At 70.9% G+C, this 22,572-nt stretch carries 25 protein-coding genes; 11 read left to right on the top strand and 14 right to left on the bottom strand.

Annotation, left to right across the window (positions count from 1 at the left end; translation table 11 throughout):
* Positions 1 to 17: 17 nt before the first annotated feature.
* A complete protein-coding gene (locus HKK74_RS00285; RefSeq protein WP_222721766.1) occupies positions 18 to 983 on the bottom strand; it encodes an aldo/keto reductase in 966 nt (321 codons plus the stop codon).
* A gap of 119 nt (positions 984 to 1,102) precedes the next feature.
* Here HKK74_RS00285 and HKK74_RS00280 point away from each other — a divergent pair, with 119 nt between their 5' ends.
* Together HKK74_RS00280 and HKK74_RS00275 are read left to right on the top strand one after the other, a co-directional pair.
* The gene (locus HKK74_RS00280; protein WP_187240869.1) at positions 1,103 to 1,474 is read left to right on the top strand and encodes a MerR family transcriptional regulator; all 372 of its coding nucleotides are present in this window, start codon (positions 1,103 to 1,105) and stop codon (positions 1,472 to 1,474) included.
* Between the two features lie 156 nt (positions 1,475 to 1,630).
* Positions 1,631 to 2,305, top strand: coding sequence for a hypothetical protein (locus tag HKK74_RS00275; RefSeq protein WP_222721720.1), 675 nt, complete (start codon positions 1,631 to 1,633; stop codon positions 2,303 to 2,305).
* A gap of 194 nt (positions 2,306 to 2,499) precedes the next feature.
* Here the strand turns inward: HKK74_RS00275 and HKK74_RS00270 are convergent, their stop codons facing one another.
* From HKK74_RS00270 to HKK74_RS00225, 10 genes are all read right to left on the bottom strand, one after another.
* A complete protein-coding gene (locus HKK74_RS00270; RefSeq protein ID WP_187240868.1) occupies positions 2,500 to 3,285 on the bottom strand; it encodes an urease accessory protein UreD in 786 nt (261 codons plus the stop codon).
* Positions 3,282 to 3,977, bottom strand: a complete 696-nt coding sequence (gene ureG / locus HKK74_RS00265; protein ID WP_187241385.1) for an urease accessory protein UreG — start codon at positions 3,975 to 3,977, stop codon at positions 3,282 to 3,284. Before ureG ends, HKK74_RS00270 begins: the two co-directional genes overlap by 4 nt.
* A gap of 109 nt (positions 3,978 to 4,086) precedes the next feature.
* Entirely contained in the window at positions 4,087 to 4,896 is an 810-nt protein-coding gene (locus tag HKK74_RS00260; RefSeq protein ID WP_187240867.1) for an urease accessory protein UreF, read from the bottom strand.
* Complete coding sequence (locus tag HKK74_RS00255; RefSeq protein WP_187240866.1) at positions 4,897 to 6,606, bottom strand: urease subunit alpha; 1,710 nt, start codon at positions 6,604 to 6,606, stop codon at positions 4,897 to 4,899.
* Entirely contained in the window at positions 6,599 to 6,943 is a 345-nt protein-coding gene (locus HKK74_RS00250; RefSeq protein WP_187240865.1) for an urease subunit beta, read from the bottom strand. Before HKK74_RS00250 ends, HKK74_RS00255 begins: the two co-directional genes overlap by 8 nt.
* On the bottom strand, positions 6,940 to 7,242 hold the full coding sequence (locus HKK74_RS00245; protein WP_187240864.1) for an urease subunit gamma: 303 nt from the start codon (positions 7,240 to 7,242) through the stop codon (positions 6,940 to 6,942). Before HKK74_RS00245 ends, HKK74_RS00250 begins: the two co-directional genes overlap by 4 nt.
* Before the next feature lie 65 nt (positions 7,243 to 7,307).
* Complete coding sequence (locus tag HKK74_RS00240) at positions 7,308 to 7,880, bottom strand: dihydrofolate reductase family protein (protein ID WP_187240863.1); 573 nt, start codon at positions 7,878 to 7,880, stop codon at positions 7,308 to 7,310.
* A 62-nt stretch (positions 7,881 to 7,942) separates the two neighbouring features.
* Positions 7,943 to 8,995: a sigma-70 family RNA polymerase sigma factor gene (locus tag HKK74_RS00235; RefSeq protein ID WP_222721719.1), complete on the bottom strand. Its 1,053-nt coding sequence runs from the start codon at positions 8,993 to 8,995 to the stop codon at positions 7,943 to 7,945.
* Positions 8,996 to 9,125: 130 nt separating this feature from the next.
* Entirely contained in the window at positions 9,126 to 9,332 is a 207-nt protein-coding gene (locus tag HKK74_RS00230) for a hypothetical protein (RefSeq protein ID WP_187240862.1), read from the bottom strand.
* Positions 9,329 to 9,613: a hypothetical protein gene (locus tag HKK74_RS00225; RefSeq protein WP_187240861.1), complete on the bottom strand. Its 285-nt coding sequence runs from the start codon at positions 9,611 to 9,613 to the stop codon at positions 9,329 to 9,331. The genes HKK74_RS00230 and HKK74_RS00225 overlap by 4 nt, the downstream gene beginning before the upstream one ends.
* A 325-nt stretch (positions 9,614 to 9,938) precedes the next feature.
* Between HKK74_RS00225 and HKK74_RS00220 the strand changes: the two genes are divergently transcribed.
* Entirely contained in the window at positions 9,939 to 10,544 is a 606-nt protein-coding gene (locus HKK74_RS00220; RefSeq protein WP_312881137.1) for a septal ring lytic transglycosylase RlpA family protein, read from the top strand.
* Positions 10,545 to 10,621: 77 nt separating this feature from the next.
* Here the strand turns inward: HKK74_RS00220 and HKK74_RS00215 are convergent, their stop codons facing one another.
* Both HKK74_RS00215 and pdxR read right to left on the bottom strand, forming a co-directional pair.
* Positions 10,622 to 11,026 (bottom strand): hypothetical protein, encoded by a 405-nt coding sequence (locus HKK74_RS00215; protein ID WP_222721718.1) that lies wholly within the window; start codon positions 11,024 to 11,026, stop codon positions 10,622 to 10,624.
* Between the two features lie 74 nt (positions 11,027 to 11,100).
* The gene (gene pdxR / locus HKK74_RS00210; RefSeq protein WP_187240860.1) at positions 11,101 to 12,525 is read right to left on the bottom strand and encodes a MocR-like pyridoxine biosynthesis transcription factor PdxR; all 1,425 of its coding nucleotides are present in this window, start codon (positions 12,523 to 12,525) and stop codon (positions 11,101 to 11,103) included.
* An 81-nt stretch (positions 12,526 to 12,606) separates the two neighbouring features.
* On the opposite strand from pdxR, the gene HKK74_RS00205 reads away from it, so the two are divergent.
* The 3 genes from HKK74_RS00205 (at position 12,607) to HKK74_RS00195 (ending at position 15,564) form a co-directional block, all read left to right on the top strand.
* Complete coding sequence (locus tag HKK74_RS00205; protein WP_187240859.1) at positions 12,607 to 13,185, top strand: TIGR03086 family metal-binding protein; 579 nt, start codon at positions 12,607 to 12,609, stop codon at positions 13,183 to 13,185.
* A 132-nt stretch (positions 13,186 to 13,317) separates the two neighbouring features.
* Positions 13,318 to 14,925 (top strand): flavin monoamine oxidase family protein, encoded by a 1,608-nt coding sequence (locus tag HKK74_RS00200; RefSeq protein WP_246491094.1) that lies wholly within the window; start codon positions 13,318 to 13,320, stop codon positions 14,923 to 14,925.
* 3 nt (positions 14,926 to 14,928) lie between these two features.
* Positions 14,929 to 15,564 (top strand): Rid family hydrolase, encoded by a 636-nt coding sequence (locus tag HKK74_RS00195; protein WP_187240858.1) that lies wholly within the window; start codon positions 14,929 to 14,931, stop codon positions 15,562 to 15,564.
* 96 nt (positions 15,565 to 15,660) lie between these two features.
* Here HKK74_RS00195 and HKK74_RS00190 read toward each other — a convergent pair whose 3' ends face one another.
* Positions 15,661 to 16,269: a putative glycolipid-binding domain-containing protein gene (locus tag HKK74_RS00190; RefSeq protein ID WP_187240857.1), complete on the bottom strand. Its 609-nt coding sequence runs from the start codon at positions 16,267 to 16,269 to the stop codon at positions 15,661 to 15,663.
* A 142-nt stretch (positions 16,270 to 16,411) separates the two neighbouring features.
* Between HKK74_RS00190 and dnaG the strand changes: the two genes are divergently transcribed.
* The 5 genes from dnaG to efeB all read left to right on the top strand — a co-directional run bounded on the left by dnaG (position 16,412) and on the right by efeB (position 22,570).
* A complete protein-coding gene (dnaG, locus tag HKK74_RS00185) occupies positions 16,412 to 18,307 on the top strand; it encodes a DNA primase (protein ID WP_187240856.1) in 1,896 nt (631 codons plus the stop codon).
* Positions 18,308 to 18,376: 69 nt separating this feature from the next.
* Positions 18,377 to 19,522: an RNA polymerase sigma factor RpoD gene (rpoD, locus tag HKK74_RS00180; RefSeq protein ID WP_312881196.1), complete on the top strand. Its 1,146-nt coding sequence runs from the start codon at positions 18,377 to 18,379 to the stop codon at positions 19,520 to 19,522.
* A 113-nt stretch (positions 19,523 to 19,635) separates the two neighbouring features.
* Positions 19,636 to 20,094 carry a YbjQ family protein gene (locus HKK74_RS00175; protein WP_187240854.1) on the top strand — a complete coding sequence of 153 codons (459 nt, stop codon included), beginning with the start codon at positions 19,636 to 19,638 and terminating at the stop codon, positions 20,092 to 20,094.
* An 80-nt stretch (positions 20,095 to 20,174) separates the two neighbouring features.
* Positions 20,175 to 21,329: an iron uptake system protein EfeO gene (gene efeO / locus HKK74_RS00170; protein WP_187240853.1), complete on the top strand. Its 1,155-nt coding sequence runs from the start codon at positions 20,175 to 20,177 to the stop codon at positions 21,327 to 21,329.
* A complete protein-coding gene (gene efeB, locus HKK74_RS00165) occupies positions 21,326 to 22,570 on the top strand; it encodes an iron uptake transporter deferrochelatase/peroxidase subunit (RefSeq protein WP_187240852.1) in 1,245 nt (414 codons plus the stop codon). Before efeO ends, efeB begins: the two co-directional genes overlap by 4 nt.
* Positions 22,571 to 22,572: the final 2 nt, after the last annotated feature.

The following is a 22,572-nucleotide window of genomic DNA, read 5'->3' as shown; positions in this document are numbered from 1 at the left end:
TCGCGGTCGCCCGTCGCTCAGCCGGCCTCGTCCATGCGCTGCCGGAGCTCGTCGTCGAGCTTCAGTTCCATGGCGCCGAGCAGCTCGTCCAGCTGCTCCACCGAGCTCACCCCGGCGACCGGGATGATCGGCGGCTCGCCGTCCATCAGCCAGGCGAGTACGACCTGGATCGGCGTGGCCCCCAGCTCGTCCGCCACTTCCCGCAGCACCGCGAGCCGCCTCGGTGTGCCGGGATGGTCGTACCTGTCGGACAGGGGCTTGTCCGCGCGCGTGTAGGCGCCGGTGAGCAGAGGGCTGTACGCCCACAGGCTCATGTCCGGTTCGGTGCGCACGTAGTCCAGCACCTCCGCGGTGACGTCGCCGTGCCCGTGGTCGTCGAGGTGGATGTCGAACCGCGGGCGGAGATAGGAGTGGCGGAGCTGCAAACAGGTGTATCCGGCCCGCCCCTGCGCACGGGCCAGGGCGCGGGCGCGCTCGACCTGCCAGATGGCATGGTTGCTCGCCCCGAGGACCCCGACCTTGCCCTCCTCGGTCAGCGCCGCGAACGCGTCGACGGTGTCCTCGAGCGGTACGGAGCGGTCCTCGATGTGCGCCCAGTAGACCTCCAGGCGGTCGGTGCCCAGCCGCCGCAGACTGCCCTCGATCGCCGCTCGGATCGCCTGGGGGGACAGCCCCTCGCCACTCTCCACCCAGGAGGTTCCGGGGATCGTCGGCTGGGCCCCGACCTTGCTGCTGAGCTTGACCTGGTCACGGGTGTTCCGGCTCGCCAGCCACCGGCCGAGCACGGCCTCGCTCTCCCCGCCCGCGCCGCCCTCGATCCAGAAGGCGTAGTTGTCGGCGGTGTCGATCAGTGTGCCGCCCGCCTCCACGAACCGGTCCAGGATGGCGAAGGACGTCGCCTCGTCGGTCCTGGTACCGAAGAACATGGCGCCGAGGCAGAGGGCGCTGACGGCGGTGCCGTCGGCGAGCACGCGTTGCCGCATTGTCATCGTCGGTCCTCTCGTTGCCTGTCATCGGGTCTGCGGAACCGACTCTGCATTCTGGAGCGCACTCCAGGTCAACTCGCTTGACCGCGGGGCGGCCCGACGTGACGCTTGGACCCGTGAGCTTCTACTCCCCGGGACAGACCGCAGAGAAGACCGGTTTCAGCCTCGACACGCTGCGCTACTACGAGAAGATCGGACTGCTTGGCGAGATCGACCGCACCGCGGCCGGGCGGCGCCGCTTCAGCGAGGACGACATCGGCTGGCTCGGCATGCTCCGCTGCCTGCGCGAGACCGGCATGCCGATCGCGGACATGCTCCGGTTCTCCGAACTGGCCCGCGACGGAGACGACGAGACCATCCCCGACCGCATCGCGCTGCTGGAGGCGCACGACCGGTACGTCGAAGAGCGGATGGTCACGCTGCGCGCCCAGCAGCGGCACATCCAGGACAAGATCCGGTACTACCGTGATCTGGTCGCCGGAACATGACACGAGCAGGCCATGCACGGCGTTTTCCCGACGCCGAACCCCCGCTCCATCCCGAGCTTTTCGGTAGAAAAACCCGGCAATCTCTTGATCTAGGTCCGGGGACGCTACAAGATCGGGTCATCGCGCTTTGGACGTGCCACCGAAGGGACGCCAGTAATGAGACGTCGGTCCGCCGCCCTGCTGTTGGCCTTGACCATCACCTTCGTCACACCGGGCACGGTGCCGGCGGCCGCGGCCGCCGCGGAGCCGCCCACCCTCCTGCCCGGGTCATCGCAGGCGGAGATCTTCGCCACCAACAACACCGATGTCATCACCGACCCGAACGACCCGCGGCTCGACACGCGGCTGACGGAGTTCGCGCTCCAGGTCCGGACGATCATCCAGGCGAACGGCGGGGTGTACAGCGGATCCACGCTGGTCGACGGGGTCTTCTGGTCCTCGTCCGGGCAGTACGTCACCTACGAGCGGTCACGTGACTTCGACGTGAACGACGTCGACGAACTTGAACTGCGGCACATCGCGGAACTCGTAGGCAAGGAGTTCGACCAGGAGTCGGTCCTGACCTTCCGGCACCTGCCGAGTTCCTCGCCGGCGGTCGACGCCGTCCGCGTCGAGGTTCCCGGTGTCGACGTGCAACGCCTTTACGAGGGCCTCATGGCGGATCCGGTGGTGCGTGACCGGCTGGGCGGAGGGTCGGTCACCCTCGACGGACGGCTCATCCTCGTCGCCGGGGTCGCCGACCTCTCCCTGGTTCGTTCTTTTGTCACCGCGCTGGGCGGTGACTGGCTGGCCGCGACGGTCGAGTACGGCGACTGGGAGTTCGTCGGCTGACCGGCACGGGCGGCTCCGGCTCGCTCATGCGGGGGCATCACGCGCAGGTGCTCAGGCCAGGCGCGCAGAGCCTGGTCGTCCTGGGCGAGGTGGAGGTCCACGTCTCCGGGCGATGCGCCCGCGCCGCCGAAAATCTTCATCGCGGAAACGCAGCATCGCGGGACCCGGCGACCTGAACCGGCCGGGTGGCGACGTCAGTGGTGCGGCGTGGCGGCACGAGCGTCCTGGAGAGCGGAGGGAAGGTCACCCGCCGGGGTCGCCGCGCTCTCGCCCTGGCACAGCCTGCGGCGGAGCGCGGCCGAGTCGCCGGCCGTCGCCGAGATGAGCACACCGGGGCCGGCGAGCGGCATGACGGCCAGCCCTTCGCCGGTGACCGGCTCGCCGACGAGCCCGGTGCCGACCAGCAGCAGGGTGCCGGCGGCGCGCGCCGTGCCGAGCACGGCCACGCCTCCGTAGACGCCCGGGTCGTCCAGCCGCAGTTCGTGGCGGAGCAGCGGCAGACCGGCCAGGGTCACGTCGATCCTGCTGGTGTGCCGGCCGGGGCGTTCCCGGTACCGCCCGAGGATCAGCTCGTCGCGCCAGCGCAGGGTGGCGCCCTCGGCCAGGGTGATCTCGGTGACGGCGCGGTGGTGGCAGCCGGCCACGGCCACCACCGGTTCGGGCGCGAAGTCCAGGTGCCCGCCCGCGCCGACCCGGGCACGCACGGTGAACCGGGACTCGCCGTCGCCCGGCAGCGTGAGCGTGGTGGCGGCGGACCGGACGGCGAGCCGGGCACCGGGCCCGACCTCCAGATCGAGCCCGAGGTCGTCGCCGCCGAGCGGGCCGGCCGCCGCGCCGACCAGGTAGACCGCGCCCTCCGCCTCCCGTACCGCCAGCGGGCCGTCGGAGCGCAGTCTCGTCAGCCGGGTGCGGCCGTGCCGGTCGCGCTCGGCGGTCACGGCGGCCCGCGCGCGGTAGCGCGCCGCGGTCTTCGCGGTCACGGCTCGTTCACGGATGCCGCCGCGTGCGGGTGCGGCGCGTGGTGGGGGTGCGGGTGTTCGCGCAGGACGCCGCGGACCCACTCGGCCACGGCGGCGGCCGCGGGATCCTCCCGCAGCGAGGTGAAGAGCACGGGACGCTCGCCGCGGACCGCGCCGGCGTCCCGGGCCATCACGGCGAGATCCGCGCCGATCAGCTCGGCCAGGTCGGTCTTGTTGACGACCAGCAGGTCGGAGGCCGTGACCCCGGGCCCGCCCTTGCGCGGCACTTTGTCGCCGCCCGAGACGTCGAGCACGAAGATCTGCCGGTCCACCAGGCCCCGGCTGAAGGTGGCGGTGAGGTTGTCCCCGCCGCTCTCCACGATGACCAGGTCCAGGGGCCGGTGCAGCTCCTCCAGTGACTCGACCGCGTCCAGGTTGGCGGCGATGTCGTCGCGGATCGCGGTGTGCGGGCAGCACCCGGTGCGCACCGCGGTGATCCGGTCGTCCGACAGGACTCCGTTGCGGCGCAGGAAGTCGGCGTCCTCGGTGGTGTAGATGTCGTTGGTCACCACCGCCAGGGCCAGTTCGTCGCGGAGCGACCGGCACAGCGCCGCCGTGAGGGCCGTCTTGCCGCTGCCCACCGGTCCGCCGATGCCGAGCCGCAGAGCCCGGCTCACGGGTGGGGCGGCCGGATGCGGATCGTGGTCATGCATGCCTCCCACGGGGCACCTCCTGTCAGGTTCGGGATCGGGCTGTCGAGCTCAGGCGGTCGAGCTCGGGACCGGGCGACGGAGCGGTCCGCCCCGGTCAGGATCGAAGCGGTCAGGATTCGAAGAGCCGCACCTCCGAACGCAGGTGGAGCTCGGCGAGCAGATCGAGCCCCGGTGCCGAGACCGCCGGCAGGGCGGCCCAGTCGTCCGGCTCGGCGGCCGCACGGGCGGCCACCGCGTCGACGTCGTCGGCGAGGACGGCCAGGGCTTGTTGCACCGCGAGCGGATCCAGCCCGAGCAGCCGGACGGCCGCCGACGCGGCCCCGGTCACCGAGCCGTACGCCGCGATCGCCGCCGCCTGCCGGGGGGTGCCCCCGGCGGCGGCCGCCGCCGCGCCCAGGACGACCGGATGATGCGGCCCGCCCCCCCATCTACCGTGATCATGCAGTTGTTCGCGCGGGCCGCCGCGAACAACTGCATGATCACGGGGGGAGTGGGCGGCGAGGGCGTCGAGGGCGGGGTGTGGCCAGGTCGTACGGGCGACGCGGAGCAGGGCCCGGCCCTGGGCCCGCGATGCCGTGCGCTGGGCCGGTGAGGGCGTCCGTGCGTCGACCTCCGCGTCGAGCACGCGCCACAGGCCCTCCCCGTCCCGGCCCCCCTCTCCGCCGTGATCATGCAGTTGTCCGCCCAGTCCGGCGCGAACGACTGCATGATCACGCGAGGAGTGGGCGAAGGAGCAGGAGGCGGCGGCGAGCGCGGCCGTCACGAGACCGGCCGTCGAGAGCCGGGCGGCGAGGAAGTCCGAGAGACTCGCCAGATCCGTGACGGCGCCGGCCGTCGCGGCGGGCTCGACGCCTCCCGAGTGCGCGTGCCCGCCCGCGGGCAACCGCGAGTCGGCGAGCAGTAGCAGCCGGGTGTCCATTCAGAACAGGAAATATCGCTGGGCCATCGGAAGCTCGGTGGCCGGGGCGGGCGTTATCTCGTCGCCGTCGATCGCCACCGTGAAGGTGTCCGGGTCGACGTCGATCGTCGGCAGCGCGTCGTTGAGCGGCATGGCGTCCTTGCCGAGCCCCCGGGTGTCCCGTACGGGCACGAGCGCGCGCCGCACGGCCAGCCGGTCCGCGAGACCGTCCTCGAGTGCGGCGGGGGAGACGAAGTGCACCGAGGTACCGGCGGCCACGGCGGGGACCGCGCCGAACATCGGCCGGGGCAGCACCGGCTGCGGGGTCGGGATGGAGGCGTTCGCGTCGCCCATCGCGGCCCAGGCGATCATGCCGCCCTTCACGACCACGTGCGGCCGCACCCCGAAGAACGCCGGGTCCCACAGCACGAGGTCGGCGAGCTTGCCGGCCTCGACCGAGCCGATCTCACCGTCCAGGCCGTGCGCGATCGCCGGGCAGATCGTGTACTTGGCGACGTAGCGCCGGGCGCGCAGGTTGTCGGCCGGTCCTTCGAGCGAGCCTCTGCGGCCCTTCATGACGTGCGCCGTCTGCCAGGTACGGATGATCGTCTCGCCGATGCGGCCCATCGCCTGCGAGTCGGAGCCGATGATCGAGATGGCGCCGAGGTCGTGCAGGACGTCCTCGGCCGCCATCGTCGTCGGCCGGATCCGCGACTCGGCGAACGCCAGGTCCTCGGGTACCGACGGGTTCAGGTGATGGCACACCATGAGCATGTCGAGATGCTCGTCGAGCGTGTTCACCGTGTGCGGCCGGGTCGGGTTCGTCGACGATGGCAGCACGTTCGGGTGCGAGACCACCGTGATGATGTCCGGAGCGTGCCCGCCGCCCGCGCCCTCGGTGTGGTAGGCGTGGATGGATCGGCCGCCGATCGCCTCCAGCGTCGACTCGACGTAGCCCGCCTCGTTGAGGGTGTCGGAGTGCAGCGCCACCTGGACGCCCGAGGCATCGGCCACCCGCAGGCAGGCGTCGATGGCGGCGGGCGTCGAGCCCCAGTCCTCGTGCAGCTTGAAGCCCGACGCGCCCGCGCGGAGCTGCTCCCAGAGCGCCTCCTCGCCGACCGTGTTGCCCTTGCCGAGCAGCGCCACGTTGACCGGCCAGGAGTCGAGCGCCTCGAGCATGCGGCCGAGATACCACGTGCCCGTGACCGTCGTGGCCTTGGTGCCCTCGGCCGGCCCGGTGCCGCCGCCGATGAGCGTGGTCACGCCCGCGCCTAGCGCCTCCTCCAGCAACTGCGGGCAGATGAGGTGGACGTGGGAGTCGACCCCGCCGGCGGTGAGGATCTTGCCGTTCCCCGCGAGCACCTCGGTGGACGGTCCGATGATCAGGGCGGGGTGGACGCCGTCCATCGTGTCGGGGTTGCCCGCCTTGCCGAGCGCGACGATGCGGCCGTCCCGTACGCCCACGTCGGCCTTCACGACACCCCAGTGGTCCAGTACGACGACGCCAGTGATCACCAGGTCGGCGGCGCCGTCGGCGCGGGTGGTGCGCGCCTGGCCCATCGACTCGCGGATCACCTTGCCCCCGCCGAAGACCGCCTCGTCGCCGGCGCCCGCGCCGCGGCTCAGGTCGTCGGTGACCTCGATGAACAGGTCGGTGTCGGCCAGCCGTACCCGGTCGCCCGTGGTCGGTCCGTACAGCTCCGCGTAGCGCGCCCGCGAGATCTCAGCCATCCAGCTCTCCCGCGTGTTCGGTGCGCAGGCCGGGTACGACGCGCTTGCCGGCCAGCGGCACCAGGTCGACGTCCCGGGTGATGCCGGGCTCGAAGCGCACCGCCGTGCCCGCGGGCACGTCCAGCCGGTGTCCCCACGCCCTGGCCCGGTCGAACTCCAGCGCGGGATTGGCCGCGGCGAAGTGATAGTGCGAGCCCACCTGAACCGGCCGGTCGCCGGTGTTGACCACCGTGACGGTCGCCCGGGCCCGCCCCGGGTTGAGCTCGACCGGCTCCTCGCCGGGGATCACCTGGCCCGGCACGAGACCGGTGGCGTCCCCGGGCGCGTCGCCGCTCACGGGATCGGCCTGTGCACGGTCACGAGCTTGGTGCCGTCCGGGAAGGTCGCCTCGATCTGCACCGAGTCCAGCATCTCCGGGATCCCCTCCATGACGTCGTCGCGGGTCAGCACGGTGCGCCCGGTCTCCATCAGCTCGGCGACGGTGCGCCCGTCGCGGGCGCCTTCGAGGATGAAGACGGCGATGATCGCGGTGGCCTCGGGGTGGTTGAGCCGCAGACCGCGGGCACGGCGGTCCCGGGCCACCTGCGCGGCCACGTGGATGAGCAGGCGCTCTTGCTCGTGTGGACTGATCAGCACAGTTCACGACGGTAGTCCGCGCGGTGGACCCCCGGGAACGGCCGCTTTGCCGATTTAACTGCGATTTAACTGGCGATCGCGAACATGTTCCAGCGCAGCTCGCTGCCGTACGTCTCCTGCGGCGTCGCTCCCGGCGCGTGGGGCAGGCCGACGCGTTCCAGCCTGACCTTGGTTCCGCCCGGGTGGTCGAACAGCCGGACGCCGTCGCCGAGCAGGACGGGCGCGATGCCCACCAGGATCTCGTCGAGCACGCCCGCGGCGAGGCACTGCCGGGCGACGTCGGCGCCGATGATGTTGACGTACTTGTCGCCCGCCGCGGCCTTGGCCGCGGCGACGCCGCCGTCGAGGTCGCCGACGAAGGTGACTCCCGGCACCGGAGTGTCCGGGGCGTGGTGTGTCAGCACGAACTGTGGTCCGCTCCACCCGCCGCCGAACGCCTCACCCTCACCGGCCCTTCCCTTGTACGGATCGTCGCCGCGGAAACTGCGATTGCCGACGAGAAGAGCCCCGATCCGGCCGATGATCCCGTCCACCAACGGGTCGGGCCCGAGGTGCTCGACCAGCCAGGACATGTCACCGCCTGGACCGGCGATGAAGCCGTCCAGCGACATGGTGACCGAGTACAGCATCTTGCCCATGAACTACCTCCGTGGAGATCGATGTGATCGACCCCCGTTGAGACGGCGTACCGGGCGAGAACTCATCGGTGCTCCGGTGCCAACACCGTGGGCAGGGCGAACGCCGGGAACAGGCTGAGATCGTGGAAGGCGGTGGCCTCCGCGATGCGGTCGTCCTCGATCCTCAGCACAGAGATCGCGAAGGCGCGGTGGTCGCGGTCGCCGTGGCCCCGCACGTAGGCGGCCACCGCTGGCCGCAGGTTGGCCCGGGTGGGCACCATCCGGAACCGGCCCACGTAGCCGGGTGAGTCGGCGTTCCAGCTCGCCGCCAGCGCCGCCACGACCGCGTCGCGCCCCTGAAACCACATCGGCCAGGGCGGCATCGTCGTCCGTACGTCCTCGGCGAGCAGGTCGGCGACCGCGGCGAGGTCGGCGCGTTCCATCGCGTCCATGTACCGCCGTAGCACCGCCCGCTCCCGCTCGGTCGGCTCCGCCGACGGCGCCCAGTCCAGGCGGCGTTCGGGCAGGTGCTCCTTAAGAGTCGTCCGGGCCCGCTGCAACGCGCTGTTCACCGACGCCACGCTGCTCTCCAGCAGCGCCGCGGTCTCCTTGGCCGGCCAGCCGAGCACGTCGCGCAGGATCAGCACCGCCCGCTGCCGGGGCGGCAGATGCTGGATCGCGGCCAGGAACGCCAGCTCGATCGTCTCTTTGGCGACGACCGCGGAATCCGGCTGTGCCTCGCTCGGCTCGACCGGCTCCCACAGCCGATCCGGGAACGGCTGCAGCCACGGGATGTCGGTACGGGGCGGCAGCCCGACACTGGGATCCGACGGCGGCGTGAGGTGGTGCGGGAGCACCCGGCGTGCCCGGCCGTCCAGGACGTCGAGGCACGCGTTCGTCGCGATCCGGTACAGCCAGGCGCGCAACGTCGAGCGCCCCTCGAAGCCACGGAGGTTCTTCCAGGCGCGCAGGAACGTCTCCTGCACCAGATCCTCGGCCTCGTCGAACGAGCCCAGCATCCGGTAGCAGTGCACCCGCAGTTCCCCCCGGTGACGCTCGACGAGTGCCGCGAACGCGGACTCGTCGCCCGTCCGCGCGGCCGCCACGACGACGGCGTCGTCACCCGTGTCCGGCAACCGTCCTCCGTCCTCCGTAGGTCGTCTCGGCCCTGCTGACCTCGGCCACCCTCGGTGAGAACGCTACGCCCCCGTGCTCTCGCCCGGCCCGAGAGCCCGGGCGACGCCCGGGCCCGGACGGCTCGGCCGGTCAGGACCCGGCCCGTCCGGCGCCGGCCGGAGGAAGCGTACGCGGCCTGCCGCCGAGGGCGTCAACGCAGAGCTGGACGAACCACCCGACGCCGGGCAGCAACAGCAGCCAGCCGGCCGGCGCCCAGCCGAGGTGCACGTGGGTGAGCGCGTGCGCGAAGGCCGCCACCCCTTCCGCCCGGACGCCGTCGTCGCGCTCGTACGTCATCCGCCGCAGTGGCTGCGGTTCCAGGAGAACTCGGCCTGCCGCAGATCGAGCCAGCGCGCCAGAGTCGTGTCCCGGACCACGTCGAACACCACGCGGGTGGGTGTCCGCGCCACCACGCGCAGCGTCATCGAGCGCGGCTCGGCGGAGGCCCCGATGCCCAATGACCGGCGAGGAGTGAACGTGATCTCGCGCGTGGCGCCGACCTCCAGCCCCTCGCCCCGTGCCGTCAGCGGCCGGGGAAAGCCCAAGCGCAGGAACGCCGACTCGAACCCCCCGAACACGGGCGGCGCGGCGAGTGCCGCGCCGCCGCGCTTGACCCGCGAGGTGCCGAGAGATCGGTGCTCTACTGGGAGTAAAGCGGGCCTTTGGGATCCGGTAACCGCTGTGTTCGATCGTCTCCGGAGTGTCAAACCTTGGGGGAGAGACCCCACCACCGTCCCCGTTCGTGTCGATTCACGTTCGTGGCACGTACGGTCGAGAACTCGTCGGCGGCACCATCCGCGAGAGGACGGTGCCGTGTTCGACCGGACGTCCCGTTCCCGCCGATGGCGGGCGCGGAGCGGGTAGCGGCGTCCGGGGTCCTGTCCCCGATCAAAGGATTTCTCCGTGGGTGGCTCTGGCAAGCGCAGTCTGAAGAACCCGCTCCGGACGACCCTGGTGGTCTCGGGCCTCGCCGTCGCGGCGGCCACCGCGTGGGCGTTCATCTGCACCGCGTCCGCGAAGGCGCGGCCCACGGCACATTCGGACAGCGTGCCGGCCGACCTGGCCGCCCGCAGGCCGGACAGGGCCTCTCGTGGAGACGCCGGTACGCCGCTCCCCACACCGTCCCCCACGGCTTCGCCCACGCCGGGAGCGCCTGGAGCCGAGGCCACCGAACCCGAGCCGAAGACGGAGCGTAAGAAGGCGCCCGCCCGCAAGGTTCTCGGCACGGGCGCATGTGCGGCGTCGTACTACGGTCATGGGCGGCGGACGGCGAGCGGTGAGGCCTTCGACCCCGATGCGCTGACGGCCGCGCACCGGACCCTGCCGTTCGGCTCCAAGGTCCGGGTGATCAACAAGGTCAACGGCGAGTCCGCGACCGTGCGCATCAACGACCGAGGTCCCTACGTCCGGGGGCGCTGCCTGGATCTGTCCAGGGCGGCGATGGCGGCGATCCGCGCCATCGGCTCGGGAGTCGTCCCGATCAAATACCAGATCCTCGACATGCCGTAAACGGCCGGGCCCCTCGTACTCCGGCACAGCGCGGGGTGTGACGCGATGCGCCGGCGAGCGGAGGCGATGAGCCCGGGTCACGCCTCGACGCGGGTGTCCGCCATCAAGCGGCGCCGGGACGCCCGCCACACCTCGGCGAGGTCGGACCGCTCGGCCGGCCACGTCATCGCGCGGATCGAGCCGCGCCGCCGGTACTTCCGCATGATGTCCACGTGGAGCGGCGATTTCACGAAGCCGCGCAGTGCCTTCTCGTCGGTCCATACCGACACCGAGCCCGTCCGCCGTTCGAGCGGGCTGGTCCACAGCCACATGCCGACCGCGCCCTCCAGCTCCGGCCAGTCCCTGCGCAACCGGTAGCCGGCGCGGGCGATCCCCGGCAGATCGAGAAGTCTCCTCGCGGTGAAGTCGGTGACGCTGACCAGCACTGGTCCGTCGGCCTGCGCCGCCGGCCCGGCCCTCCAAGGGGAACGCAACATGTCCATGGAGCAAGACCGTACGGAGCGTGAGCGGCCCATCGGAAGTGCCAATGACGCCGAACTCCATGGAGCCGATCCGGTCACGCGAAGGCGACGGCGGCGCGGAGACGGTGGAGGGCCTCGTCGATCCGCTGCAGGGGGATGGCGCCGTAGCCGAAGACGAGGCCATCGGGCCCGTCGGCCGTTCGGAACCGCGACAGCGGATACAGGCCCACGCCGGCGGCGCGGGCCGTCCGTACGGTCTCGCGCACGTCGACCCCGGCCGCCGCCCAGGCGCTCAGGTGCAGCCCGGCCTCCGCAGGCACTGACGTGAGGACCCCGGCGAAATCGCGGGTCAGCAGTCCGGCGATGCGCTGGTGCCTGGCCTGGTACTCGCGCCGCATCCTCCTGATGTGCCTGGCCAGCAGCCCCTCGTCGATGAAGGCGGCCAGAGCCGCCTGCGTCGGGGTGCTGGAGTGCCAGTCGCTGACGTACTTGGCCGCCCGCAGGGCCGCGTGCAGTGAGGCGGGTGCCACCACGAAGCCGAGCCGCAGTGCCGGGAACATGACCTTGGAGAAGGTACCGACGTAGAGAACCCGTCCCGTGTCATCGAGGCTCTGCAGTGGCTCGATCGGCCGCCCGCCGTACCGGAACTCGGTGTCGTAGTCGTCCTCGATGACCACGGCGTCGCGGTGGCGCACCCAGTCGAGCAGCGCGAGCCGCCGCTCCAGCGTCATGGGCATGCCCAGCGGGAACTGGTGCGACGGCGTGACGTACAGGACCTTCGCGTCGTCGGGCAGGGCGTCCACCCGCAGCCCGTCCCCGTCGACCGGCACGCCCACGACGTCGGCTCCCATGGACCGGAAGAGTTCGCGGGCCGGGGGATACCCGGGCTCCTCGACCGCCACCCGGTCCCCGGGCTCCACCAGCACCCGGCCGATCAGGTCGAGCGCCTGCTGCACCCCCTGGCAGACGAACACGTCGTCGGCGTCGGTCCGTACGGCTCGGGACAGGCCGACATGCCTGGCGATCGCGGCGCGCAGGCCCGCGTGCCCCGCGGGATCGCCGTGCATCCCCGTGCCCATCGCCGCCGCCCGCAGCTCGCGGGTGGTCAACCTCCGCCATGCCTCGTACGGGAAGAGCCGTACGTCGGGCAGCCCGGCTCGCAGATCGTACTCGGGGGCGTCGTCGAGGAACCGCACGGTGGGCACCGTCGCCCCCGCCCAGAGCGCTCTCGGCCGCACGGCCCCTCCCACGGGCGCGCCTCGCCGACCGCCGCGACCCGGATCGCCCAGCCGCGCGAAGGTGCCCGCGCCGATCCGGCTGTCGGCGAACCCCTCGGCCACCAGGCGGTCGTACGCCCCGGTCACCGTGTTGCGGGAGACCTCGAGACGGCGGGCCAGTTCCCTGGTCGGCGGCAGCGCCTCGCCCGGCCGCAGCCGCCCGTCCAGCACGGCGGCTCTGAGCTGGCGATAGATCTGCCCGCCCAGGTCGCCCCGGCCGCTGAGCGTCACATGAAAGTCCACGCCCCGACCCTAGATCGGACCAGTGCGATTCGCTGATTTCGGTCCTTCTCCGGAGCCTCTGCCCCTCCTAGCGTCGACCACATGGACATCAGAGAACTCGACCGCCGGGCCGTCGACACGCTGGGCGAGGTCATCGCCCAAGTAGAGGCCGACCGGCTCCATCTGCCCACCCCGTGCGCGGACTGGACGCTGTACGGGCTGATCCGGCATCAGGTGAGCGAGAACCTCGGCTTCGCCGCCGCGGCGTCCGGAGTGACCGGCGACCTCGGCGCCTGGAACAGGGGCGAGCCAGGCGATGACCCGTACGCCGCCTACCTGGATTCGGCGGAGCACATGGCCAAGGCCTTCGCCGACGACGCGGTACTCGACCGCGAGCTGGAGATCAGGGAGTTCGGGCGCTTCTCCGGCAAGAGCGCGCTCAGCATGCACATGCTGGACTGCGTTGTGCACGGCTGGGACATCGCCCAATCGATCGGCGTCTCGTACACCCCCGGCGCGGATCTCGTCGAGCATGCGCTGGTGGTGGCCGCCTTCATCCCCGATGGGCGCGACGCCGACCGGCCGAGGCGGGCCTTCGGCCCAGTGGTCGAGATCCCCGGGGACTCTCCTGCTCTCGACCGCCTGCTCGGGCTGGTCGGCCGCCGCCCCGCCGCGATCTGACATTTTCAGTCGGGATTGTCGGGAAATCGCCCAGAAACTCGTTGTGTCCCAATGAAACGCAAACCGTACGGAATAGGAACAAGTCGGAAATGAGGTGATCAAAGACTCTGCCCGAGATCTTGGAGGTGTGCCTTGCCGAGAACGGCAGAGTCTGAGGGCTACAGCCGGCGCGGTTTCCTGACGCGGGTCGGGGCGACCGGTGGCGCCGGGGCCATGTTCGCGACGATGGGGGCGCTCGGGCTCGCGCCCAGCGCCGAGGCGGCGACCCGCGTGCCGTTTCAACCGCTTCAACCGTCCGACTTCCGGCTGAGGGGGCGCGCCGCCGCGAAGGTCGTGATCCTCGGTGCGGGCGTCGCGGGACTGGCCGCGGCCTATGAGCTGGGCAAGGCCGGTTACGACTGCACCGTGCTCGAGGCGCAGGATCGGGTGGGCGGCCGGAACCGCACGCTGCGCGGTGGTGATCGGCTGACCGAGATGAACGGGACCACCCAGTCGGTTCGTTTCAGCGACGACGTGTACTTCAACGCGGGCCCGGCGCGCATCGCGCAGTGGATGACCACCATGGACTACTGCCGTGAGCTCGGTGTTCCGCTGGAGGTCTTCACCAACTCCAACGCCCAGGCCTACATCTACAACGAGTCGGCGGGCATGAAGGCGCCGGTCCGCTGGCGGACGGCGAAGGCGGACGTCCACGGGTACATCTCCGAGCTGCTCGCGAAGGCGACCGACGCGGGCGCTCTCGACCAGCGGCTCACCGCCACGGACAAGGAACGGCTGCTGTCCTTCCTGTCCGGCTTCGGGGCGATCGGCGGCAGGGCCGACGGGTTCGCCTACAAGGGGACGGACCGGCGCGGCTTCACCGTCGACCCGGGCGCCGGCGATGTCGCGGGCACCCAGCTGGGCCCCGTGCCGTCGCTGTCGGAGGTGTTCGCCAGCGGTGTGGGCCGGAGCTTCTCCTTCGAGTTCGGCTACAGCCAGGCGATGCTGATGTTCCAGCCGGTGGGCGGTATGGACGCGATCCCGCGGGCGCTGGCGAAGGCGATCGGCCATGGCACCATCCGCACGGGTGCGATGGTCACCAGGATCACCGCCCTCCAGGACGGCGTGGAGGTCGAGTACACCCGCGACGGCCGTACCACGGTGGTCAAGGCCGACTACTGCATCGCCTCGCTGCCGCCGCACATCCTCGCCAGGATTCCGCACAACCTCGGCGCCGACGTGCAGGCGGCGCTCCGCACGCCCGTGCCCGCCTCCTCCGGGAAGATCGGCCTGGAGTACGGCAACCGGTGGTGGGAGAACGAGGAGCAGATCTACGGCGGCATCACCAACACCGATCTGGACCTGGCCACGATCTGGTATCCGTCACACGGTTACCACGGCCGGCGCGGGCTGGTCGTCGGCTACTACAACTTCGGCGCGAACGCCGACGCCTACGCCGGGCTGTCGCACGCGGACCGGCTGAGGCGCGCGCTCGACCAGGGAGCGAAGATCCACGGCGACCGGTACCGCAGGGACGTCGTCGCGTCCGCCTCCATCGCGTGGACCCGGCAGCGGCACATCGAGGGCGCGTGGATCAGCTGGCCCTCCCGAGGCGCCGCGTACAAGTTGCTCAACGAACCGCAGGGCCGGGTCCACTTCAGCGGCGACTGGCTCAGCTACGAGATCGCCTGGCAGCACGGCGCGTTCGAATCGGCCCGCAAGGTCGTCACCGACCTGCACCAGCGTGTCCTGAAGGGATGACAGATGCGTAAGACCACCATCATCGCGGCGGTGTGCGGCGCAGCGCTCGTGGGCGCCGTCGGGACGGCCGCGGCCGGTCCGGGCTTCCAGCCGCCCCGGCACGACCAGGTCAAGGCGGTCCTGCCGACCGGGCAGAGCAACCCGGCCATCGCCAACGGCGTCGCGGTCGGTTCCAAGGTGACCACCTACACCGCGAGCGGTCTCGGCCCCGCGGCGGTGAACGTCGCCGCTCCCGCCGGGTCGCCGGAACGCTACATCGACTTCCCCGGCGGCACGTTGCCTCCCGGCGTGACGATCACCGAGGCTCAAGCGATCAACGTACTCAAGCAGATCAAGGAGAATCTGTCCGCGGTCGGGCTCGGACCGAGTGACGTCATCTCCATGCGCGCGTACCTGAGCGAACCCCCTGGGGCGGCGACCGCCGACTTCGTCGGCTGGAACCGGGCGTACCGGCAGTTCTTCGCCAACACCGACCTCACCACCGGCCGGCCGGTCGACGTCCCGCTCGGCAGCGCGGCCCCGGCGCGGCCGATGTACGTGAACCCGTCCCGCCCCTCTCGGGTGACCTTGGAGATCGAGAATCTCCCCGTGGCGGGCTGGCTGGTCGAAGTGGAGGTGGTCGCGGCTTGGCCCAGCTGAGAACGCCGAACGACGACCGGGCGTTCCGGCGGGCCATCGAGCCGTTACCGCCTCTTCGGCCGGTTCCGCGCCCGCTGATCCCTCGATTCCCCGGGGTCAGGCCCGGCGGCCGATCTCCGGGTAGTCGAGGATGAAGCCGTCCCGGTCGAAGACGATGTCGGCGGTGAAGTCGCCGTCGGAGAAGTTGACCACCGGGTGCGGATCCCGTCGTACGTGCCGGTAGGTCTGCGGCGACGGTGTCACGACGAGGTCCGGCACGGACACCCAGGCCATCAGGAAGTCGACGCCGCCTGTGTCCGGGCCGGGCCCGTCCAGCAGCCGGTGCCGCAGGACCGGCATCGTGTTGGTGAGGGGGGACAGGCCGAGGTCGCAGTCCAGCGCGCCCTCGAGCACGTCGGCGTCCCCGCCCGGCGGCGGCAGCGCGACATGGCCCTCGGCCTTGGCATGCACGGTCCACACGCCGCGCGGGGCCTGGGTCAGCTCGAGCGTCCGCCGCCACGGACCCGTCGCCGGGTCGACGCCGCCGGCCTGAACGAGCAGCCGGGACGTGACGTAGTCCTCGCCGGTCGTCAACTCGTAGTCCAGCCGGTACGGCAGCGGGTCGGTGCCGATCGCCGTCCCGGCGGCCGACAGCACGGTGCCGGACAGCTCGATCTCGGCGATCTCGGCGCCCTCCGGCTTCATCCACACCAGTGAAGTCTGCATGGTGGTTACGGTAGCGTTCCGGGCCGATCGACACCAGCAAAGCTGAAATGAAGGTTACGGTGGTGCCGGCGGGTCTCCGGGCTCGTACGGGTTCGGCCCGGGATGCGATCCGCCGTGGCGCCCGCCACTAGACTCGGTCGACATGGCAGGCCGGATCCGCGATGAGGACATCGCACTTGTACGGGAGCGGTCGCCGATCGACGCTGTCGTGGGGGAGTACCTCCAGCTTCGCAACGCCGGCGGCGGCAACCTGAAGGGCCTGTGCCCGTTCCACGACGAGAAGTCGCCGTCGTTCAACGTCACCCCCTCGAAGAACCTCTACTACTGCTTCGGCTGCGGCGAGGGCGGTGACGCCGTCTCCTTCCTGCAGAAGATCGAGCACCTGTCGTTCGCCGAGGCGATCGAGCGGCTGGCCGCCAAGGCCGGCGTGCAGTTGCAGTACGAGGAGGGCGGCTACACCCCGCGCAAGGAGCAGGGGCAGCGCGCCCGGCTGGTCGAGGCACACAAGGCGGCGGCGGAGTTCTACGCCGACCAGCTGTACGGCCAGGACGGCGGCATCGGCCGCCGGTTCCTCGCCGAGCGCGGTTTCGAGCGCGCCGACGCCGAGCGCTTCGGCGTCGGCTACGCGCCGAGGGAGTGGGAGGCGCTCGTCCGGCATCTGCGCGGCCGGGGGTTCTCCGACCGGGAGATGATCGCTGGAGGCCTGGCCAAAGAGGGTCGCAGAGGCCCCATGGACCGCTTCCGCGGCCGGCTGACCTGGCCGATCCGCGACCTGAGCGGCGACGTGATCGGATTCGGCGCCCGCAGGCTGCACGAGGACGACGACGGACCGAAGTACCTCAACACCCCAGAGTCGCCGATCTACCACAAGAGCTCGGTGCTGTACGGCGTCGACCTCGCCAAGAAAGAGATCGCGCGCAGCGGGCAGGCCGTGGTGGTCGAGGGCTACACCGACGTGATGGCCTGCCACCTCTCCGGGGTCGGCACGGCGATCGCCACCTGCGGCACCTCCTTCGGTGACGAGCACATCAAGATCCTGCGTCGGCTGCTGATGGACCGCGACACCTTCGAAGGCGGTGTGATCTTCACGTTCGACGGCGACTCGGCCGGCCAGAAGGCCGCGCTCCGGGCCTTCGAGAACGACCAGAAGTTCGCCACCCGCACGTTCGTCGCCGTCCAGCCGGACGGGCTCGACCCCTGCGACCTGCGGGTCAAGCACGGCGACGCGGCGGTTCGCGATCTCATAGCGTCGTGCACTCCGCTGTTCGAGTTCTTCATCCGCACCGAGATCGGGCGGCACAACGTCGAGACCGCCGAGGGACGGCTGGCCGCTCTCGACGCGGCGGCGCCCGTCGTCGCGGGCATCAAGGACCGTGCGCTGCGGCAGATGTACGCGGTCAACCTCGACCGCTGGCTCGGCATCATGAACGAGGAGTTCGTGCTCGGCCGGGTCCGTGAGCTCGCTGCCCGCCGCGCCGGTGCCCCCCGCGACGGCCGCGGCGGGCCCACCGTACGCGGTGGCGCGCCCGAGGCCCCCGCTCCGCAGCGACCCGCCTACGACCCGCGCGACCCCGACGTACAACGCGAGCGCGAGACCCTCAAGCTCGCGGTGCAGCGGCCGGCCATGCTGGGCCCGGCGTTCGACGCGCTGCCGGCCGAGGCGTTCGTGGCACCGGCGCACGCCGCCGTACGGGACGTCATCGCCGCCGCCGGAGGGGTCGGGTCCGCGGCGGGCGGTGCCGAGTGGGCGGCCCGGCTGCGCGAGGCGGCCCCCGATGACGAGGTCAGAGGCCTGATCACCCAGCTCGCCGTCGAGCAGTCACGCTCGTCCGCGGATTCAGATGACCGATATGCGGCTGAATTGCTGGCCCGAATTCAAGAACGCCAGCTCAGCAGGGAGATAGGGCAGCTGAAGTCTAAACTGGGACGGCTGAATCCGGTCGAGAACCAGGAAGACTACAACCGCCTCTTTGGTGATCTTGTTGCACTTGAGCAGCAGAGACGTGGCCTCGGAGAGCGCGCGATCGGTTCCCTGTAAAGCGGAACGGCGAAATTGGGACTGTGATCCAGGCCCACCTTGACGCACACTGTCACTGTGGGCCCTACGGTGCTGCCCAGCGAGGCGCCATCGGTTGAGCAGGTGGCAGATCTCGTCGCACGCGGCAGAGAACGTGGCGGTGTGACCGTCGAAGACGTTGCTGCTGCTATTGATCGCTCGGACTTGCCGGCCGACACGCTTGAGCGCGTCGTCCGGATGCTCGCAGAGCAGGGGGTAGAGGTCCTCGAATCTCAGCAAGAGACCGAGGAACTCACGCGAGTTGACGAGGGTGACCTCGGCAGGCGGGCGTCGACAAGCGACTTGGTCCGTATCTACCTGCGAGAGATCGGTCGCGTTCCGCTACTGACGGCAGAAGACGAAGTCGAACTCGCGAAATCGATTGAGGCGGGATTGTTCGCCGAGGAGAAGATGGCCAGGTCGGCCATCCTTTCCCGGATCGAACAGCTCGACCTCGAACTGCTCGCCCGCGACGGTGTCCGGGCGAAGCAACGCCTGATCGAGGCCAACCTGCGTCTGGTGGTGTCCATCGCCAAGCGTTATGTGGGCCGCGGAATGCTGTTCCTCGACCTGATCCAGGAGGGCAATCTCGGACTCATTCGCGCCGTCGAGAAATTCGATTACACGAAGGGGTACAAGTTCTCCACCTACGCGACCTGGTGGATCCGTCAGGCCATTACCCGGGCGATCGCCGACCAGGCCAGGACCATCCGCATCCCGGTGCACATGGTGGAGACCATCAACAAGCTCGTACGGGTCCAGCGCCAGCTGCACCAGGATCTCGGCCGGGAACCGATCCCGGAGGAGATCGGGCTGGAGATGGGTCTGTCGCCCGAGCGGGTCGTCGAGATCCAGCGGATCGCGCAGGAGCCGGTGTCCTTGCAGTCGCCCATCGGAGAGGAGGATTCCGACCTGGGCGACTTCATCGAGGACGCCGACGCGGTCGTACCGATGGAGGCGGCGGCGTTCATCCTGCTGCAGGATCAGCTCGAGGACATCCTCTGCACCCTCTCCGACCGCGAACAGCGCATCATCCAGTTGCGCTTCGGGCTGGCCGACGGCCATCCGCGCACCCTCGAAGAGGTCGGCAGGGAGTTCGGCGTCACCCGCGAGCGCATCCGCCAGATCGAGTCCAAGACCCTCGCGAAGCTGCGCCACCCGTCGCGCGCGCAGATGCTGCGGGAGTACCTCGAGTAGCCCGTGTTCGCCGTGATCCCGTGGACGCCTGTCGGCGCGCGGGATCACGGCGGGCGCCGCCCTCCGGTTCGTAACCTGGGCGACGGGTGTGCCGCGTCGTCTACCGTATGGCCATGTTGATCGTGACGACTGACGGGCTGCCCGGATGCGAGATCCGGTCGGTCTACGGCGAGGTTTTCGGGGTCTCGGTCCAGGCCGACCAGGGTCGTTCCTCGGGGCAGAGCAGCGGCACGTTCCGGGTGACCGGCGAGCAGCCGGTCGGGCTGGCGATGGCCCGCCGCGAGGCCATGGACCGGCTCGGCGAGGAGGCGCGCCGCCGCGGCGCCAACGCCGTGGTCGGCATGCGGTTCGACAACACCCCTCTCGGCTCCGGCGGCCATGAGGTGTGCGCGTACGGCACGGCCGTGCTGGCCGAGGCCGCCACGGACGCCGCCCGGCGGCAGCACGAGGCGGCGGCGCAGCAGGCGCCCCCACCCGCCTATCCGGCGGAGGCCACCGCCGGCCGGCCGCCGATGGTCGCCCGGAACCTGACGATAGGGCTGCACGACGAGCGTGGCGACCGCCACAGGTAGCCCTACGGCCCCCGCTTGACGCATTGAGGTCGGCTGTGGCTAGGTTAGCCTGGCCTTACTTCATCAAGCTTGGAGTCCTCATGCGCGCTGCGCCCGTCGTCGCCCTGGTGGGCGCCGCAACGGTGTCGATGTCACTGCTCACCGGATGCGGTGACGACGGCGGGAACGATGGCGCCACGGGTGCCAAGGGCTCCGCCGCCGCGATCACGGTCGACGCGACCGACACGACGTGCGACGTGGCGAAGAAGGAGCTCCCGGCCGGCACCACGACGTTCAAGGTGACCAACAAGGGCAGCAAGGTCACCGAGGTCTACATCTACGCACCCGGCGACAAGATCGTCACCGAGCGGGAGAACATCGGCCCGGGCACCGGCGTCGAGCTGACGACCCAGCTCAACGCGGGCAAGTACCAGCTCGCATGCAAGCCGGGAATGGTCGGCGACGGGATCCGGCAGGACCTCACCGTCACCGGCCAGGCCGACCACGCGGCCGATCCCCGGCTCACGGCGGCGCTCACCGCCTACAAGGCCTATGTCAACGCGCAGGTCGACGACACCATCGCCACGACGGGCAAGTTCGTCGCGGCGGTGAAGAAGGGCGACGTCGCCGAGGCCAAGAAGCTCTACGCCCCGTCGCGGGTCGGCTGGGAGCGGATCGAGCCGGTCGCGGAGTCGTTCGGCGACCTCGACCCGCGCGTCGACCTGCGCGAGGCCGACCTCGAGAAGGGGCAGAAGTGGACCGGCTGGCACCGGCTCGAGAAGGCGCTCTGGAAGACCAAGTCGGTCAAGGGCGAAGCGCAGTACGCCGACCAGCTCGTCAAGGACCTCGCCGAGCTCAAGGCCAAGGTGAGCGCCGAGACCCTTGACCCGCCGATCACCCCGGCCTCCATGGCCAACGGTGCCAAGGAGCTCCTCGACGAGGTGGCCACCGGGAAGATCACCGGTGAGGAGGAGATCTTCAGCCACACCGACCTGGTGGACTTCGCCGCGAACCTCGACGGAGCACGCAAGGTCCACGAGCTGCTTCTGCCGGTGGTACGGGAGAAGGACGCGGCGCTGGCCGGCACCCTGGACAAGGAGTTCCAGAACGTCACAGACCTGCTCGCCGAGTACAAGAAGGGCGATGGGTACGTCTCCTACGACACCGTCGGAAAGGCCGACCGCAAGAAGCTGTCCACCGCCGTGGACGCCCTCGCCGAGCCGCTGTCCAGGCTCGCGGGAGTGGTCAGCAGATGACGGAGCGCCGCACGGAGGATCTGCGCGTCAGCCGGCGCAGGCTGCTCGGCGTCTCCGGAGTGGGAGTGCTGGCGGGTGCCGCGGCCGGCGCCGGTCTCGTCTCCGCTGCCCGGGCTGACGAGGACAAGGCGCCCGCGGCCGGCGGTGCGATCCCCTTCCACGGTGCTCACCAGTCCGGCATCGCCACGCCGGTCCAGGACCGCCTGCACTTCGCGGCCTTCGACGTGGTCACCGATGACCGCGCCAAGCTGGCCGGGCTCCTGAAGGATTGGACCGCCGCGGCGGCGGCGATGACCGCCGGCCGCCCACACGGGGCCGGCGCCGTCGGCGGGATCCCCGAGGCGCCCCCCGACGACACGGGCGAGGCGCTCGGGCTCCCCGCCTCGCGGCTGACCCTGACCATCGGGTTCGGCGCCGGCCTGTTCGAGAGCGGCGGCAAGGACCGGTTCGGCCTCAGGGCACGCCGCCCGGCCGCCCTCGTCGACCTGCCGCACTTCGCCGGCGACCGGCTCGATCCCGAGCGCAGCGGCGGCGACCTCGCCGTGCAGGCCTGTGCCGATGACCCGCAGGTCGCCGTGCACGCGATCCGCAACCTGGCCCGCATCGGCTTCGGCGTGGTGTCGGTGCGCTGGTCGCAGCTCGGCTTCGGGAAGACGTCCTCGACCACGCCGGAAGAGCACACGCCGCGCAACATGATGGGCTTCAAGGACGGCACCAGCAACATCCCCGGCACCGACGCCGAACTCCTCGACCGGCACGTGTGGGCCGCCCCGGCGGACGGATCGGACTGGATGGCCGGCGGCTCCTACCTTGTGGCACGCCGGATCCGCATGCACATCGAGACCTGGGACCGCACCTCGCTCAAGGAGCAGGAGCAGCTGATCGGCCGGGACAAGGCCGAGGGCGCGGCCTTCGGCCGCACGAAGGAACGCGACCCGGTCATCCTCGACCGGATGGAACCGAACGCGCACGTTCGCCTAGTGCATCCGGACACCAACGGAGGCATCCGCATCCTGCGGCGCGGCTACTCGTTCACCGACGGCTCGGACGGTCTCGGCCGCCTCGACGCCGGCCTGTTCTTCATCGCCTACCAGCGCGACCCGCGCAAGGGCTTCATCCCACTCCAGCGCAGCCTGGCCGCCGACGGGCTGAACGAATACCTCCAGCACGTCGGCTCCGGCATCTGGGCCTGCCCGCCCGGCGTGCGCCAGGGCGGTTTCTGGGGAGAGGGGCTGTTCTGAGC

It is taken from the genome of Actinomadura alba (genome assembly GCF_014323705.1).
In the GTDB taxonomy this organism is placed as follows: Bacteria; Actinomycetota; Actinomycetes; order Streptosporangiales; family Streptosporangiaceae; genus Actinomadura_C; species Actinomadura_C alba.
This window is presented reverse-complemented; position numbering and strand designations above follow the sequence as displayed.

What these genes read in the sequence shown, in the direction of transcription:
- HKK74_RS00285 (WP_222721766.1), bottom strand. Translation starts at nt 983, where the DNA reads ATGCGGCAACGCGTGCTCGCCGACGGCACCGCCGTCAGCGCCCTCTGC.
- HKK74_RS00275 (WP_222721720.1), top strand. Translation starts at nt 1,631, where the DNA reads ATGAGACGTCGGTCCGCCGCCCTGCTGTTGGCCTTGACCATCACCTTC.
- ureG (WP_187241385.1), bottom strand. Translation starts at nt 3,977, where the DNA reads ATGCATGACCACGATCCGCATCCGGCCGCCCCACCCGTGAGCCGGGCT.
- HKK74_RS00260 (WP_187240867.1), bottom strand. Translation starts at nt 4,896, where the DNA reads ATGGACACCCGGCTGCTACTGCTCGCCGACTCGCGGTTGCCCGCGGGC.
- HKK74_RS00255 (WP_187240866.1), bottom strand. Translation starts at nt 6,606, where the DNA reads ATGGCTGAGATCTCGCGGGCGCGCTACGCGGAGCTGTACGGACCGACC.
- HKK74_RS00240 (WP_187240863.1), bottom strand. Translation starts at nt 7,880, where the DNA reads ATGGGCAAGATGCTGTACTCGGTCACCATGTCGCTGGACGGCTTCATC.
- HKK74_RS00230 (WP_187240862.1), bottom strand. Translation starts at nt 9,332, where the DNA reads ATGACGTACGAGCGCGACGACGGCGTCCGGGCGGAAGGGGTGGCGGCC.
- HKK74_RS00215 (WP_222721718.1), bottom strand. Translation starts at nt 11,026, where the DNA reads ATGGACATGTTGCGTTCCCCTTGGAGGGCCGGGCCGGCGGCGCAGGCC.
- HKK74_RS00205 (WP_187240859.1), top strand. Translation starts at nt 12,607, where the DNA reads ATGGACATCAGAGAACTCGACCGCCGGGCCGTCGACACGCTGGGCGAG.
- HKK74_RS00195 (WP_187240858.1), top strand. Translation starts at nt 14,929, where the DNA reads ATGCGTAAGACCACCATCATCGCGGCGGTGTGCGGCGCAGCGCTCGTG.
- HKK74_RS00190 (WP_187240857.1), bottom strand. Translation starts at nt 16,269, where the DNA reads ATGCAGACTTCACTGGTGTGGATGAAGCCGGAGGGCGCCGAGATCGCC.
- dnaG (WP_187240856.1), top strand. Translation starts at nt 16,412, where the DNA reads ATGGCAGGCCGGATCCGCGATGAGGACATCGCACTTGTACGGGAGCGG.
- HKK74_RS00175 (WP_187240854.1), top strand. Translation starts at nt 19,636, where the DNA reads ATGTTGATCGTGACGACTGACGGGCTGCCCGGATGCGAGATCCGGTCG.
- efeO (WP_187240853.1), top strand. Translation starts at nt 20,175, where the DNA reads ATGCGCGCTGCGCCCGTCGTCGCCCTGGTGGGCGCCGCAACGGTGTCG.
- efeB (WP_187240852.1), top strand. Translation starts at nt 21,326, where the DNA reads ATGACGGAGCGCCGCACGGAGGATCTGCGCGTCAGCCGGCGCAGGCTG.